Below are 13992 nucleotides of genomic sequence, written 5' to 3' on the forward strand. Positions count from 1 at the left end.
CAAATCCGTCAAATGCAAAAGGGGCTTAACCGAACGTATCCCATCCGGCGTCAGGCTTAAAGCGCTCGCCGAATTTTGCTTCAAGCGCCTTCAGCGCCGCGGCGACATTCGCGCCACCCCGCACCCGGGCGTAATTCAGCGGCCCGCCGCGGAACGGCGCGTAGCCAGTGCCGAAGATCATCGCGCCATCCACCACATCGGCGTTATCGACAATGCCCTCGCGCAGGCAGGCGACGCAGACATTGGACATCGGCAGAACAAGACGATCGATCATTTCGTCGGTGGGCTGTACCGGCGAATGGGTTTTCACCGCCTTGCCGTCCTTCCATTCATAGAAACCCTTGCCGGTCTTGCGGCCGAGGTCACCGCGCTTGACCATGTCGCGCAGCCAGTCCGGCGCGGGCGGTAACGCTGCCTCGCCAAATTTCGAGCGCAGCATGTCACCGACCGCGAGACAAATATCGAGACCGACCTGATCGGCGAGTTCAATGGGTCCCATCGGCATACCGAACTTCTCGGCGGCGGCATCGACCACGGCCTTGTCGACCTTCTCGTCGAGCATCACCATCGCTTCCAGCATGTACGGCGTCAGCGCGCGGTTGACGAGGAAGCCCGGCGAACTCTTCACCGGCAGCGGCAGGCGGTCGATGGCCCCGACGAACTTCAGCGCGGTCGCCAGCGCCTGCGGATCGACGGTGTCGTGGCTCACCACCTCGACAAGCTGCAAGCGCGACACCGGATTGAAGAAATGCAGACCGAGCAGACGCTCGGGATTCTTCAACGTGGTGCGCAGATCCTGCAACGGAATGCTGGATGTGTTGGTGGCAAGGATCGCGCCCGGCTTCATGATGGGCTCGAGCCCGGCATAGACCTTCTGCTTCAAATCAAGTTTTTCGGGCACGGCCTCGATAATCAGATCGGCATTCCGCACACCCTCGCCGTTCATGTCCGGAATAAGCCGGTCGAGCGCATCGCGCAGATCGGTCTTCTTGTGGATGATCTTGCCGAACAAATCCGCCGCGCGCTTGATTGCACCGGCGATCGGCTCGGCTTTCATATCCGCGAGCGTCACACGCAAGCCCTGGTTCGCGCACCACGCGGCGATGTCGCCGCCCATGGCGCCCGCGCCGATGACGTGAACGTGTTTCACGGTGTTGCGGCCGTCGGCAAGTTTCTTCATCTGCTCGCGCAGGAAGAACACCCGGATCAGGTTCTGCGCCGTCGGCGTTATCATTAATCTGGCGAATGATGCTTTCTCGGCGTTGAGCATCGCGGCGCGGTCGCCGCCATGCTTTTCCCACAGATCGACCATCGCGTAAGGCGCGGGATAATGTTCCTTCGGCGCGGTCTTCGCCGCCTCGCCACGCATGCGGTTGGCCAGCAGGCCGCGCACCGGACCAAAGTTCATCGCCTTGGTGAGGAGCCCCTGCTTGTGTGGCCGCAAGCGACCGAAGATCGCGGCCTTCACCGCGCCGCGCACATGGCGTTCCTGCGTCACGGCATCGGCCAGACCCAGCGACTTCGCCTTACGCGCGTCGATGGTCTTGCCGGTGAGCATCAAGGTCATCGCCTCGAGCGGGCTGACGAGATGGGTGAAGCGCGCGGTGCCGCCGAGCCCCGGATGCAGGCCGAGCATGACTTCGGGAAATCCGAAGCGCGCATTGTCAATGGCGATGCGCGTGTTGCAGGCCAGCGCGATCTCGAGCCCTCCACCGAGACAGAAGCCGTGGATCACAGCAACGCTCGGGATTTTCAACGCTTCCAGGTGGTCCACGACCGCATGAGCCTTGTTCATTTCCGTCTCGACCTGACTTGCGTCGGTCGCGCCGCGGAATTCGTTGACGTCCGCGCCTGCGATGAAGCCGGACTTCTTCGCGGAGCGAACCACAAGACCCGCCGGACGCTCGGCTTCCAATGTGGCGACGATCCGACCAAGTTCCTCGATCACGTCGCCTGACAACGTGTTGGCGCTGGCGCCTTCGCGATCGAACAGCAGCCAGGCGATGCCGTCGCTGTCGCGCGTCAGCTTGAAATGCCTGTACGGCCCCGCCGCCGGTTCCGGCCCGAGCTCGAGCACACGATCCTTCAGAACGTCCATGATCCGTGAGTCCATGCTCGTTCCCTTACACTGTCTCGATCAGCATCGCGCCGCCGAGACCGCCGCCGATACATTCGGTGGCGATGCCGCGTTTGGTGCCGAGCCGTTTCATCGCATTTACAAGATGCAGCACGATGCGGTTGCCGCTGGTGCCGACGGGATGTCCAAGGCTGATGGCGCCGCCATCAACATTGAGCTTCGCCTGATCGATCTGGCCCGCTGCGCCGTCAAGCCCCAGCACCTCGCGGCAGAACTTGTCGTCATTCCACGCAGCAAGACAGCCGAGCAACTGCGACGCGAACGCCTCATTGATTTCCCAGGTCTCGACGTCCTGCAATTTGAGCTTGTTGCGCTTCAAGAGTTCGGTCGATGACAGCACCGGCCCGAAGCCCATGACGCCCGGATCGAGCCCGGCCCATTGGCTGTCAACAATGATCGCCTTCGGCTTGAGGCCGTATTTGTTGACAGCGTCTTCCGACGCCAGAATCGTCCAGCATGCGCCATCGGTGATCTGCGACGAGTTGCCGGGCGTCACCTGCCCCCATGGCCGCTCGAACGCCGGCTTGAGTTTCGCGAGCTTGTCCATCGACGAATCCGGCCGCACGCCGTCGTCATGGTCGTAGAACTTTCCATCGCGCGCGAACGCCGTTTCGACTTCGCCCTTGAGAAAGCCCTGCTCCTGCGCACGCGCGAGCCGTCTGTGGCTCTCCACCGCATAGGCATCGGCCTGCTCGCGCGTCACGCCCATCAGGTGCGCGACGACCTCCGCGGTCTGGCCCATGTTCAGATCGGTGATCGGATCGGTGAGCCCGCGCTCGAGGCCAATGATCGGCTTGAAGTACTCCGGACGGGCCTTCAGAAACGCCGCGACCTTCGAAAGTGTATCTTTGGCGGTGGCGAGTTTTGCGAACCAGCGCACGCCGGATTGCGGAAACACCAGCGGCGCGTAGCTCAATGCTTCCGCGCCGCCCGCCAGAATCATGTCGGCTTTGCCTGCTTCGATGTAACGATACGCCGTGTCGATCGACTGCATCCCCGAGCCGCAGTTGATCTGCACGGTGAACGCCACCATGCGCTCGCCCATGCCGAGCCGCAACGCGGCGACGCGCGCCGGGTTCATTTCATCCGCGATGACATTGACGCAACCGAGAATGACCTGATCGAATGCGTTGGGAGCGAATGGCTGCCGCGCCAGCAATGGCCGCCCTGCCTGAACGGCAAGATCGACCGGGGTGAAAGGCCCCGGCCCGCCTTGCGCTTTCAGAAACGGCGTCCGCGCGCCGTCGATAATATAAACCGGTCGCGCCATCAGCTTGCAGCCCGATCCGGTGAGGTCTGCTTGAAGTCGGAATGCTTCCTGTAGATCGGCGAGAGCGCTTCCGGCGCGAAATCATCGACCTCGATCACCAGTGCGACCGCGTCATGCGCAGCTTTCAGCCTCGCCCCTTCGTCCGCCGTAATGACGCCCTTCTTCACGGCCTCATCCCGGTCCCGGACACGCGCGTCACGCATCTTCTTTTCGATCGGCTCATTGGCGGCGACGAGCAGGAACGCGCGCTCCAGCCGCGCCAGCGGGCCGTCGTCATTCGCGTGATAAAGCCCTTCCGTCAGGCGGTCGCGCGACGCCGACGGCTCAAGGATCAATTGCGCGCAGCGATGCACGACCTGATCCGACGGACCGAGCGGGTTTGCGCCAAGCGGCTGGATCAGAAATTTCAGGATCGCACCCACGAAGCGGTTCGGCAGGTTGGCCATCACCTCGGCCAACCGATTTTCGATGGTGCGGATGCCGTTCGCCATCACCCATTCGAGTGCAGCAAAATCGGCCTCCTGACGGCCTTCATCCTCCCAGCGCTTCAGCGCCGCCGAGAGCAGGTACAATTCGGAGAGAATGTCCCCGAACCGCGCCGACAGCATTTCCTTGCGCTTCAGCGCGCCGCCCAGAGTTAGCAGCGCCATGTCGGCGCACAGCGCAAAGGCTGCGGAGTAACGCGACAGCTGACGATAGTAGCCGGTCGCGGCACCCGCGTCCGGCGCAGGCGCGAACGCGCCACCGGTCCAGCTTCGTCCCCACGCGCGGAACGTGTTGGTGATGGCGTGACCGACGTGTTTCCAGAACGCGGTGTCGAAATCTGCGAGACCTTTCTTCTGATCGGCTTCGCCGATGGCGGTCATCTCGCTCAACAGATAAGAATGCGCGCGGACCGATCCCTGCCCGAACACGATCAGATTGCGCGTCAAAATGTTAGCGCCCTCCACCGTGATAGCGACGGGCACGGAGCGGTATAAGTTGCCCATGTAATTCTGCGGGCCGTCGATTACGGCCTTGCCGCCGTGAATGTCCATCGCATCATCGACCGTGATGCGCAGGCGTTCGGTGGCGTGCAGCTTCATGATGCCTGAAATCACCGCCGGATGAATATGCTGATTGAGCGCCGAACATGTCAGCCGCCGCGCGGCGTCGAGCTGATAGGCCGTGCCGGCGATCCGCGCCAGCGGCTCCTCGATGCCCTCGAATTTTCCGATCGGAACATGGAATTGTTCGCGGATGCGCGCGTAAGCGCCGGTCGCACGCGCGCAGTAAGCCGCGCCCGCGGCCGATTGCGACGGCAGCGAAATGCCGCGGCCTGCCGCCAGCGCGGTCATCAACATCTTCCAGCCTTGACCGATGCGCTCCTGCCCGCCGATGATGAAATCCATCGGAATGAAAACGTCCTTGCCCCAGTTCGGACCGTTCTGGAACACCTGCATCGCGGGCAGATGACGATGGCCGATGGTGACACCGGGCAGATCGGTCGGAATCAGCGCAACCGTGATGCCGAGTTCTTCCTCGCTGCCGATCAAGTGATCCGGATCGTAGGCCTTGAACGCGAGACCGAGCAGTGTCGCCACCGGGCCAAGCGTGATGTAGCGCTTGTGCCAGTTCAGCCGCAGGCCGAGCGTTTCCTTGCCGTTGAAGGTGCCCTTGCAGATGATGCCGGTGTCGATCATCGACGCGGCGTCGGAGCCGGCCTCCGGGCTGGTCAGGCCGAAGCACGGAATCTCGCGCCCTTCCGCCAGACCCGGCAGCCATTTGTTGCGCTGGTCATCGGTGCCGAACTGCATCAGCAATTCGCCCGGCCCAAGCGAGTTGGGGACCATCACCGTCACGGCGGCGGTCACCGAGCGCGACGAAATCTTTCGCACCACCTCGGAATGCGCGTAAGGCGAGAAGCCGAGCCCGCCAAACTCCTTCGGAATGATCATGCCGAAGAATTTGTTGCGCTTGATGAACCCCCACACCTCGGGCGGCAGATCGCGCCATTCCCAGTTGACCTTCCATTCGTCAACCATCGCGCAAAGCTGTTCGACCGGACCGTTGAGAAACGCGGTCTCTTCCTCGGTCAGCTTTGCCGGTGCGAACGCCAGCAGCTTCGACCAGTCCGGATTGCCGGTAAACAGGTCGGCGTCCCACCAGACGTCGCCGGCTTCAAGCGCCTCGCGCTCGGTATCGGACATCAGCGGCAGCGCCTTGTGCGCCCATGCGTAGATCGGACGGGTGATAAGGTCACGGCGGAGGGAAAAGCTCATGGGATGATCCTTTGCCGAATTCGCATTTGTTTGGGCATGATCTGATTTCGGCGATCATGCCCGGACAGCGTGCCACAGGCGTAAAATGTAACGGGTCAAGGCTGGAAAACAACTTCGGCGTTATGTCGCGTTTGAAGCGAAAGCCCCAGAAAACACTACCGGTTCAATAACCTGCACGTTAGCTCAACGTTCCCGCACGGCATCCTAAACAATCGACAAGATCACCAAGACTTGAGCCTGCCGCTTACCGCGGCCGGATCATCTCGAACATCACGTCGGGCCGGATTTGCGCATAGTCGCCCATCCGCCCCGCGCGCAGGATCGGATAGGCCTCAGCGGTCTGGTAGACGCCGTCCCGGATCAGACTCTTGTCGATATGGACCGCGACCACTTCGCCGAAGGTCACCCAGGCGTCGGCCTTCCTGCCGTCGGCGCCCTGAAGCTGGATCATCTGCGTCAGCTTGCACTCGAACGACACGAGGCTTTCACCGACGCGCGGCACATCGACCTTGCGCGAGGCTACCTTGGTCAGCCCGGAGATCGTGAATTCGTCCGTCTCGTGCGGCACGCTCGCCGATGTCATGTTCATCTGCTCGGCGATATGCTTGGTCACCAGATTCCAGGTGAATTCCTTGGTCTCCTGGATATTGGAAACGCTGTCTTTCCAGCCCGTCGAGGAAAACCCGATGATCGGCGGCACGTAACAGAAGGCATTGAAGAAGCTATAGGGCGCGAGATTGACGTGTCCCTTGCTGTCCTTCGATGAAATCCAGCCGATGGGCCGGGGACCGACAATGGCGTTGAACGGATCGTGCCTGAGGCCGTGGCCTTGAGAGGGCTCGTAATAGTGAAAATCGCCAGAGGGAAGACCCGAAGAACTATCCATGAGAAACTTTGCCCGCATCGCTGTTGCCCGGCATCGTTCCGGGTGCGCTCAAGGTAAGCGCTGCGAGGACAAAGTCTATCATTTGATCGAGGCTCGGCCCCGGCTTCTTGGCGCATTGCTCGATCATCTGGGGATGGAAGAACCGGATCATGCCGGTGCAGGTGCTCTTGGCGGCGAGCTCGATGTCGGTCACCTTGAACACCCCGGTCTGCGCGCCTTCGGCGATGACGGCGGCAATGGCCATGGTGATCCGCTCGATATGCGCTTCACAGACGTCCCAGCTTTCCTCCATCGCGATGGCGACCATCTCGTGGATCTTCGCATCGCCGACGAAGCGCTCGGCATTCATGCGGCTCACGGTCGCCAGCAACTCGCGCAGACGCACGGCCGGGTGCGTGGTCTTGGCCGCGATGGCTTCCGCCTCGGTCTCGACCTCGTTCATCAGCCGCCGCGCGACGCCTTCGTGAATCGACTTCTTGGAATCGAAGAAGCGATAGATGTTCGCCGGCGACATTTTCAATGACCGGGCGATATCGGCGACCGTGGTTTTGAGATAGCCGATGTCGCGAAACAGGCGCTCCGCCGTGGCGAGAATGCACGCCTTCTTTTCAGCATCGGTATCGTCGTGAAACGTCGTCATGTCTGTCTCGGTACCAGCAGTTCTTACTCGGCGGCTGCCGCAAGCGGCGGCGCGTGCTGAAGGTGGCCGGGCTTCGCGCCCGGCTGTTGAGCCTCGCCCGGGCCGCGTTCGTCCAGACTCTTCCTGAACCATAGCGCATAGAGGCCCGGCAGGAACAGCAGCGTCAGGAATGTTGCAACGAACAATCCACCCATGATGGTGATGGCCATTGGCCCCCAGAACGCCGACCGCGACAGCGGAATCATCGCCAAAATCGCGGCCAGCGCCGTGAGAACCACCGGCCGCGCCCGGCGAACCGTGGCCTCGACGATGGCTTCGCGCCGGGTCAGGCCGTGCTCGACGTCGGTTTCGATCTGATCGACCAGAATCACCGCATTACGCATAATCATGCCGGCCAGCGCGATCAGGCCGAGCAACGCCACGAAGCCGAACGGGCTATTGGCGACGTTCAGACCGAGCGAGGCGCCGACGATGCCAAGCGGCGCGGTGAGGAACACCAGAATAAGCCGCGAGAAGCTCTGCAACTGGATCATCAGCAACGTCAACATGCCGATCACCATCAAAGGAAACAGCTTGTTGATCGACGCATTGCCCTTTTCGGATTCCTCGATCGCGCCGCCTATTTCGATGCGATAGGCTGGCTGAAGGCTGTCGCGGATGCCTTGAAGTTTGGGCCAGATCGCGTTGGTCACGTCGGGCGCCTGCACGCCATCGACAATGTCGGCGCGCACAGTGATCGCCATGTCACGATTACGCCGCCACAGGATCGGCTCCTCGTGGGCGTATTCAATCTTGGCGACCTGAGAGAGCGGCACCGCGACGCCGTTACGCGAATAGATCGTGAGATCACCGACGCGGCCGAGATCGAGACGTTCCGACGGCACGGCGCGGGCGACCACGCCGACCTTCTCGATACCGTCACGCAGCGTCGTCACCTGCACGCCGGAAATCAGCATCGCCAGCGACTGCGAAATGTCCTGCGGGGTCAGGCCGAGCGCGCGGGCGCGATCCTGATCCACAGCGAGTTTGAGGTACGGCGTCTGCTCGTTCCAGTCGAGATGCGGATCGACGGCACGCTTTTCAGCGCGCACGACCTCACGCACCTTGTAGGCAATATCGCGCACGGTTTTGGTGTCGGGGCCCACGACCCGGAACTGAACCGGGAAGCCGACCGGCGGACCAAAGTTGAAACGGTCCACGCGCACGCGCGCTTCCGACAACGCGCCGTCGGCAACCGCCTTCTCGATCCGCGTCTTGATGCGCTCGCGCGCAGCGACGTCCTTCGACACAATGACCGTTTCTGAGAACGATTCATTCGGCAATTGCGGATTGAGACCGAGCCAGAAGCGCGGCGAGCCCTGCCCGATGTAGGTTGTGTAGGTTACGATGTCCTTGTCGTCCTTGAGCAGCGCTTCCGCCTTCTTCACGCTCTCCTTGGTGACGTTGAACGCGGAGCCTTCCGGCAGCCTCAACTGAAGGAACAGTTCCGGACGTTCCGACAGCGGGAAGAACTGCTGCTGCACATGGGTGAAGCCGACGATCGACAGTGCAAACACGCCGACGGTGGCGAGGACCACGGTGCCGCGCCGCTTCACGCACCATTCGATTACGCTGCGCAGGCCGCGATACATCCGCGTCTCGTAGATCGCGTGCGGATCGTGGCTGTGCTTTCCCTTGGCCAAGTTCGGCAGCAGCTTGACGCCGATATAAGGCGTGAAGATCACCGCGACGAACCATGAGGCCACTAGCGCAATCGCCACGACCCAGAAGATGCCGCCGGCATATTCGCCGACGGACGAATTGGCAAAGCCGATGGGGAGGAAGCCAACGGCCGTGACCAGCGTTCCCGTGAGCATCGGAAACGCGGTGGATTCCCAGGCGAAGGATGCCGCTTTCACGCGGTCCCAACCCTGCTCCATCTTCACCACCATCATTTCGACGGCGATGATGGCGTCATCGACCAGCAAGCCGAGCGCGATAATCAGCGCGCCGAGCGTGATGCGATGCAGGTCCATCCCCATCGCATTCATGACGATGAAAACGATGGCGAGAACCAGCGGCACCGACAGCGCGACGACAATGCCGGTGCGCCAGCCGAGCGCGAGAAAGCTCACGAACAGCACGATCGCCAGCGCCTCGATGAAGGAGTGAACGAATTCGCTGACCGCGGTCTCAACGACTTTCGGCTGATCGGCGATCTGCTCGATGTTGAAACCTTGCGGCACCGCGGCCATAAATTCCGCGGTCGCCTTCTTCACGGTCTCGCCGAGATCCAGAATGTTGGCGCCCTTCGCCATGACCAGGCCGACACCAATGGCGGGCTTGCCTTCCTGACGGATCTGGTAGTCGGGCGGATCGACAAACCCGTGGGTGACGGTTGCGATATCGCCGAGGCGAAACACACGGCCATTGCCTTCGACCGGCGTTTCCGCGACCGCCTTGACGCTGTCATAGGCGCCGGTGACGCGCAACGGCACGCGCTGCGACGAGGTCTCGACGGTGCCGGCGGGGACAACCGCATTCTGCTTGGCGAGCGAATCGAACAAAGCCTGCGTGGTGATGCCCAGTGTCGCGAGCTTGGCGTGGGAGAACTCCACGAACACGCGTTCGTCCTGCGTGCCGTACAGATTGACCTTGGTCACGTCCGGCGTCTTCAGCAGGCGCTGGCGCAAACCCTCAGCCACCTTCTTGAGCTGGGCGTAATCCGCGCCATCACCCGTCAGCATATAAAGGATCGAGTCCACATCGCCGAATTCGTCGTTGATGTTCGGCCCGATCAGGTTGGGCGGCAGATCGGCCTTGATGTCACTGAGCTTCTTGCGCAGCTGATAGAACAGTTGCGGCACGTCCTTTGCCGGTGTGTTGTCCTTGAAGGACATCGTCATCGCGGTGAACGACGGCTTGGTGTAGGTCTGCACCTTGTCGAAGTAAGGCAGCTCCTGCAGCTTCTTCTCGATACGGTCCGACACCTGCGACTGCATCTCCGCGGCAGTGGCGCCGGGCCAGATCGCATTGATGATAACGACCTTGATGGTGAAGGACGGGTCTTCCGCGCGGCCGAGCCGCTCATAGGAGAAGAAGCCCGCGATGCCGAGCATCACGATGAAGAATAGAATCAGAGTGGGGTGCGCGACAGCCCACGCGGAAAGATTGAATCGCTTCATCGGACCCTCGTGAGGTTTTTAGAACGACAGCGACGAAACGACCCGGACCTTCTGGGCCGGATCGAGCTTCTGCACGCCAAGCGCCACCACCGTGGCGCCTTCCTCGACGCCACCGGTGATCAGGACGTCCGCGGTCTCATAGGCTTTAACCGACACCGGCTTCAGCGACACCGCGCCGGTCTTTGCGTCAGCGACATAGAGCGACGGACCGTCGCCCTGACTGAACAGCGCCGAGAGCGGCAGCCGCGCAACCCGTTCGGTTACGGGGTCGGCCAGCGTCAGCGTCGCCGTCATGCCGAGCGACACCGCGTCGTCCGCGCCGGGCAACGAAAATTTCGCCAGATACGTGCGTGTCGCGACGTCGGCTGCGGGCGCGATCTCGCGCAGTTTCGCCGCGTATTTCTTGCCAGGCTCCGACCACAGCGTCACGCTGGCCTCGCCGGTCTTGGCGAAGTTCACCAGCGTTTCGGGGATTGCGACCACGGCTTCCTTTTCCGCGGAACGCGCCACGCGGATCGCGGTCTGCCCCGACGCGACCACCTGCCCCGGCTCGACCAGCGTCGCCGTGACCACGCCACGCGTGTCGGCCTCCAGGCTGGCATAGGACAAGCTGTTCCTGGTGAGTTCGACCGAGCGTTCGGCCCGGTTGAGACGTGCGCGGGCTTCGTCGCCGGCCGCCTTGACCTGATCGAGTTGCGCTTCGGTGGACCAGCCTTTCGCGCGCAATTCCTTGGCGCGGCCCTCGGCAGCGCTCGCCTGCGCCAGCACGCCGGTCGCGGCGCGAAATTCGGCTTCGGCCTGCTCGGCCTGCAATTTCAGATCGACCTCATCGAGCGTCGCCAGCGGCTGGCCGACATCGACCACCTGCCCGACCTCAACGAGCCGCTTGGCGACCTTGCCGGGAACGCGGAAACCCATGTCGGTTTCCACCCGCGGGCGGATCGTGCCGACAAAGCTGCGTTCCGGAGACTGGGACGAATAGTGGACTGTCGCGACCAGGACGGGGCGACCCTTCTCGCCCTCCGCTGCCTCTTGCTTGCTGCAAGCTCCCAGCGCCAGTGCGGGGATAATCAAGGCGAGAACAGCCAAGCTATTGCGCTGGCTAATGAATTTCTGGACGCGGTGCATCTGGGAGCTCCCTTGGGATACTCCAGCAACCCTCTTACAACGACTGACGATTGTCAACAATCGTCATTAATCAATTTGATGCACCGCAACCACTTGATCCGGAACCGCAATTCCGGACCGGACGGGCCGCCTCTGCATTTGCGCAAGGAAACGTGAACGACGCACCCTACGCCTTTTCGGCAGGGTCACGGTGAATGGGATCGACCCACAGCACCGTCTCCGGCTTTTCCACCGGCTCGATGTCGAGATTGATCGCCACCGCCTGTCCGTCGCTGCGCACCAGCACGCACTCCAGCGCCTCGTCCGGGCTCGCATTGATTTCCTGATGCGGCACATACGGCGGAATGAAAATGAAATCTCCGGGATTGGCTTCCGCGGTAAACTGAAGGTTCTCGCCCCACCGCATCCGCGCCTTGCCACGCACCACATAGATGATGCTTTCGAGATGGCCGTGATGGTGTGCGCCGGTTTTCGCATCGGGCTTGATGGTCACCGTGCCCGCCCAGAGCTTCTGCGCGCCGACGCGCGCGAAATTGATCGCGGCCTTGCGGTCCATGCCTGCGGTGGAAGGAACATTCGGATCGAGCTGGTCGCCGGGGATGACGCGCACGCCGTCGTGTTTCCAGCGCTGATCGTCGTGCGCGTGATCATGATGGTGCGCGTGGTCATGCGGATGATCATGCGACATTCTCTGTTCCTTCTCGAATTGCAGCAACGCGTCACAAGCGCGTGTTCGAAAGCCAAATCATCAGATGAGGAACATCCCGTCAACTCGGCCGTTGTCACAGCGAACTCACGTAAAGGAGATTGTGATGAGCAGTACCACCGACAAGATCAAGGGCGCAACGAACGAAGCCATCGGCAAGGCCAAGCAGGGTATTGGCGAGGCCACAGGCTCCGACAAGCTGAAAGGCGAAGGCGCGCTTCAGGAAGCCAAAGGCCACGGCCAGAAGGCGGTCGGCGATGCCAAGGAAGCAGTGAAGGACGCCGCCGACAAGGCCGCGGATTTCGTGAACAAAAAGCTCTGATGCGTTTTGGCGACGCGATAACTGGGAAAGGCCGGTCCTTCGGGGCCGGTCTTTTTCATGCGCGGTTTCGCAACCCACCGTATCCATGTGCGGCGTCTGGTCTTGCCGAATGCCACAGCCGGGATATTGTTCGCATCATTGCAACGGCAAGGCGCGCAAGGGAGGCAAGCTGATGGACATGAAAGTGACCGATCACGACACGCTGTTCGCGCTCAATCGCGACTACATCGACTCGGTGCAGACCTCCGACGTTCGCCGTTTCGACGAAATCCTCGCGCCCGAATTCTATTGCTCAAACCCCGACCGCTCGCTGGTGGATCGTGCGGGTTTCCTGATCCAGACCGCGAAGCCGGTCACGATCACAGATCTTAAAGCTGAGGACGTGATGATCCGCCTGATGGGCGATTTCGCCATCATCCACGCCCGCACCAGCTACACTATGCCGGACGGCAGCGCGGGCGGCGGCCGATACACAGACGTGTGGGCCAAACGCGGCGGCCAGTGGCTCGCTGTCTCGGCTCACGTTACGCGGTAGGTATCCAGCGGCGCCATGTCCCGCGCTCCACCGCGCTGAGAAAAATTTCCACCTGCGCATTGAACGCGGCAGGTTCTTCGAGATTGACGGCATGGCCAGTGTTCGGACACACCCACAGTCCCGCGCTCGGAATCGCCGCCTTCAACATCAGATTGGTCTCGATGCAGGGCGCATCTTCGTCGCCGACCGCCAGGAGTACCGGCGTCGTCAGCTTCGCGAACCGATCCTGAAAATCGTGCAGTGACGGCCGCAGCGCCTGATAGCGCGCCATCGTGTTCGACATTCCGCGAGGCGAATGCTGGCGCAGGTGATCGACGAATTCCTGCCAGGCGCGCGGATCCTTGTGCTTGAGCTGAATACGGGTCGGACTGTGCCCTATCTCATCGGCCATCGCGTCCATGCCGCGCTCGATAAAGCCGCGCGAAGTGGCCGGCGCTTCCTTGAGCCATGCCTCGCGGGTGGACGGCGGCGATCCCGTCCCCGCTCCGGCCGCAACGATGGCCGAGGCTTTTCCGGGATGCCACAAGCCGAACTGAAGCGCCGCATATCCTCCCATGCTGAGACCGACGATGTGGGCACGATCGACCCCGGCGCCCTGCATCACCGCTGCGATGTCATCGGCCGAAAATTCCCAGCCATACAAATTCAGGTCATCGGGAACATCGCTGGGCGGATAACCGCGCGCGTTGTAGGCAATGCAGCGGTAGGCGCGCGAGAAATAACGCACCTGGTTTTCCCACTCGCGGCAGTCCGCTCCGAACTCGTGAACGAAAATGATCGGATAGCCGCTGCCGGTTTCTTCATAATATAGCTTCGCTCCGGACGCTTCGATATACGGCATCAGCCATCTCTCCGACTTCGGAAAGCACTATAGCCATTGCTGCCGTCTTCTTGCCAGCGCGGTTCAAGCGTTGCGTATCACTGTTACACGACGCGCAACGCT

Annotated in this window: 11 protein-coding genes; 2 read left to right on the plus strand and 9 right to left on the minus strand. The window is 61.9% G+C overall.

The genetic code is table 11. The features are described 5' to 3' along the window. Nucleotides 1-25: 25 nt before the first annotated feature. From AC07UB_RS19825 to AC07UB_RS19860, 8 genes are all read right to left on the minus strand, one after another. On the minus strand, nucleotides 26-2113 hold the full coding sequence (locus tag AC07UB_RS19825) for a 3-hydroxyacyl-CoA dehydrogenase NAD-binding domain-containing protein (RefSeq protein WP_494653928.1): 2088 nt from the start codon (nucleotides 2111-2113) through the stop codon (nucleotides 26-28). Between the two features lie 10 nt (nucleotides 2114-2123). After that, entirely contained in the window at nucleotides 2124-3407 is a 1284-nt protein-coding gene (locus AC07UB_RS19830) for an acetyl-CoA C-acetyltransferase (protein WP_492792077.1), read from the minus strand. After that, complete coding sequence (locus AC07UB_RS19835) at nucleotides 3407-5668, minus strand: acyl-CoA dehydrogenase (RefSeq protein WP_494653927.1); 2262 nt, start codon at nucleotides 5666-5668, stop codon at nucleotides 3407-3409. Before AC07UB_RS19835 ends, AC07UB_RS19830 begins: the two co-directional genes overlap by 1 nt. 244 nt (nucleotides 5669-5912) lie before the next feature. After that, complete coding sequence (locus AC07UB_RS19840) at nucleotides 5913-6554, minus strand: flavin reductase family protein (RefSeq protein ID WP_492792075.1); 642 nt, start codon at nucleotides 6552-6554, stop codon at nucleotides 5913-5915. Beyond that, a complete protein-coding gene (locus tag AC07UB_RS19845) occupies nucleotides 6547-7194 on the minus strand; it encodes a TetR/AcrR family transcriptional regulator (RefSeq protein ID WP_492792074.1) in 648 nt (215 codons plus the stop codon). The genes AC07UB_RS19840 and AC07UB_RS19845 overlap by 8 nt, the downstream gene beginning before the upstream one ends. Nucleotides 7195-7217: 23 nt before the next feature. Further along, nucleotides 7218-10358 carry an efflux RND transporter permease subunit gene (locus AC07UB_RS19850; protein WP_494653925.1) on the minus strand — a complete coding sequence of 1047 codons (3141 nt, stop codon included), beginning with the start codon at nucleotides 10356-10358 and terminating at the stop codon, nucleotides 7218-7220. Nucleotides 10359-10376: 18 nt separating this feature from the next. Then, nucleotides 10377-11486: an efflux RND transporter periplasmic adaptor subunit gene (locus AC07UB_RS19855; protein WP_492792072.1), complete on the minus strand. Its 1110-nt coding sequence runs from the start codon at nucleotides 11484-11486 to the stop codon at nucleotides 10377-10379. Nucleotides 11487-11652: 166 nt separating this feature from the next. Beyond that, nucleotides 11653-12174 (minus strand): cupin domain-containing protein, encoded by a 522-nt coding sequence (locus AC07UB_RS19860; RefSeq protein ID WP_492792071.1) that lies wholly within the window; start codon nucleotides 12172-12174, stop codon nucleotides 11653-11655. 124 nt (nucleotides 12175-12298) lie between these two features. Between AC07UB_RS19860 and AC07UB_RS19865 the strand changes: the two genes are divergently transcribed. Continuing rightward, nucleotides 12299-12514: a CsbD family protein gene (locus AC07UB_RS19865; RefSeq protein WP_492792070.1), complete on the plus strand. Its 216-nt coding sequence runs from the start codon at nucleotides 12299-12301 to the stop codon at nucleotides 12512-12514. A 172-nt stretch (nucleotides 12515-12686) separates the two neighbouring features. Next, complete coding sequence (locus tag AC07UB_RS19870) at nucleotides 12687-13049, plus strand: nuclear transport factor 2 family protein (protein WP_492792069.1); 363 nt, start codon at nucleotides 12687-12689, stop codon at nucleotides 13047-13049. Here AC07UB_RS19870 and AC07UB_RS19875 read toward each other — a convergent pair. Continuing rightward, entirely contained in the window at nucleotides 13039-13890 is an 852-nt protein-coding gene (locus AC07UB_RS19875) for an alpha/beta fold hydrolase (protein ID WP_494653922.1), read from the minus strand. The two genes, AC07UB_RS19870 and AC07UB_RS19875, sit on opposite strands and share 11 nt — an antisense overlap. Nucleotides 13891-13992 lie beyond the last annotated feature (102 nt).

This window comes from Afipia sp. GW821-FHT04G03, assembly GCF_059419985.1.

Coding starts and splice junctions, on each gene's coding strand:
- AC07UB_RS19825 (WP_494653928.1), bottom strand. CDS start 2,113: ATGGACTCACGGATCATGGACGTTCTGAAGGATCGTGTGCTCGAGCTC.
- AC07UB_RS19830 (WP_492792077.1), bottom strand. CDS start 3,407: ATGGCGCGACCGGTTTATATTATCGACGGCGCGCGGACGCCGTTTCTG.
- AC07UB_RS19835 (WP_494653927.1), bottom strand. CDS start 5,668: ATGAGCTTTTCCCTCCGCCGTGACCTTATCACCCGTCCGATCTACGCA.
- AC07UB_RS19840 (WP_492792075.1), bottom strand. CDS start 6,554: ATGGATAGTTCTTCGGGTCTTCCCTCTGGCGATTTTCACTATTACGAG.
- AC07UB_RS19845 (WP_492792074.1), bottom strand. CDS start 7,194: ATGACGACGTTTCACGACGATACCGATGCTGAAAAGAAGGCGTGCATT.
- AC07UB_RS19850 (WP_494653925.1), bottom strand. CDS start 10,358: ATGAAGCGATTCAATCTTTCCGCGTGGGCTGTCGCGCACCCCACTCTG.
- AC07UB_RS19855 (WP_492792072.1), bottom strand. CDS start 11,486: ATGCACCGCGTCCAGAAATTCATTAGCCAGCGCAATAGCTTGGCTGTT.
- AC07UB_RS19860 (WP_492792071.1), bottom strand. CDS start 12,174: ATGTCGCATGATCATCCGCATGACCACGCGCACCATCATGATCACGCG.
- AC07UB_RS19865 (WP_492792070.1), top strand. CDS start 12,299: ATGAGCAGTACCACCGACAAGATCAAGGGCGCAACGAACGAAGCCATC.
- AC07UB_RS19870 (WP_492792069.1), top strand. CDS start 12,687: ATGGACATGAAAGTGACCGATCACGACACGCTGTTCGCGCTCAATCGC.
- AC07UB_RS19875 (WP_494653922.1), bottom strand. CDS start 13,890: ATGCCGTATATCGAAGCGTCCGGAGCGAAGCTATATTATGAAGAAACC.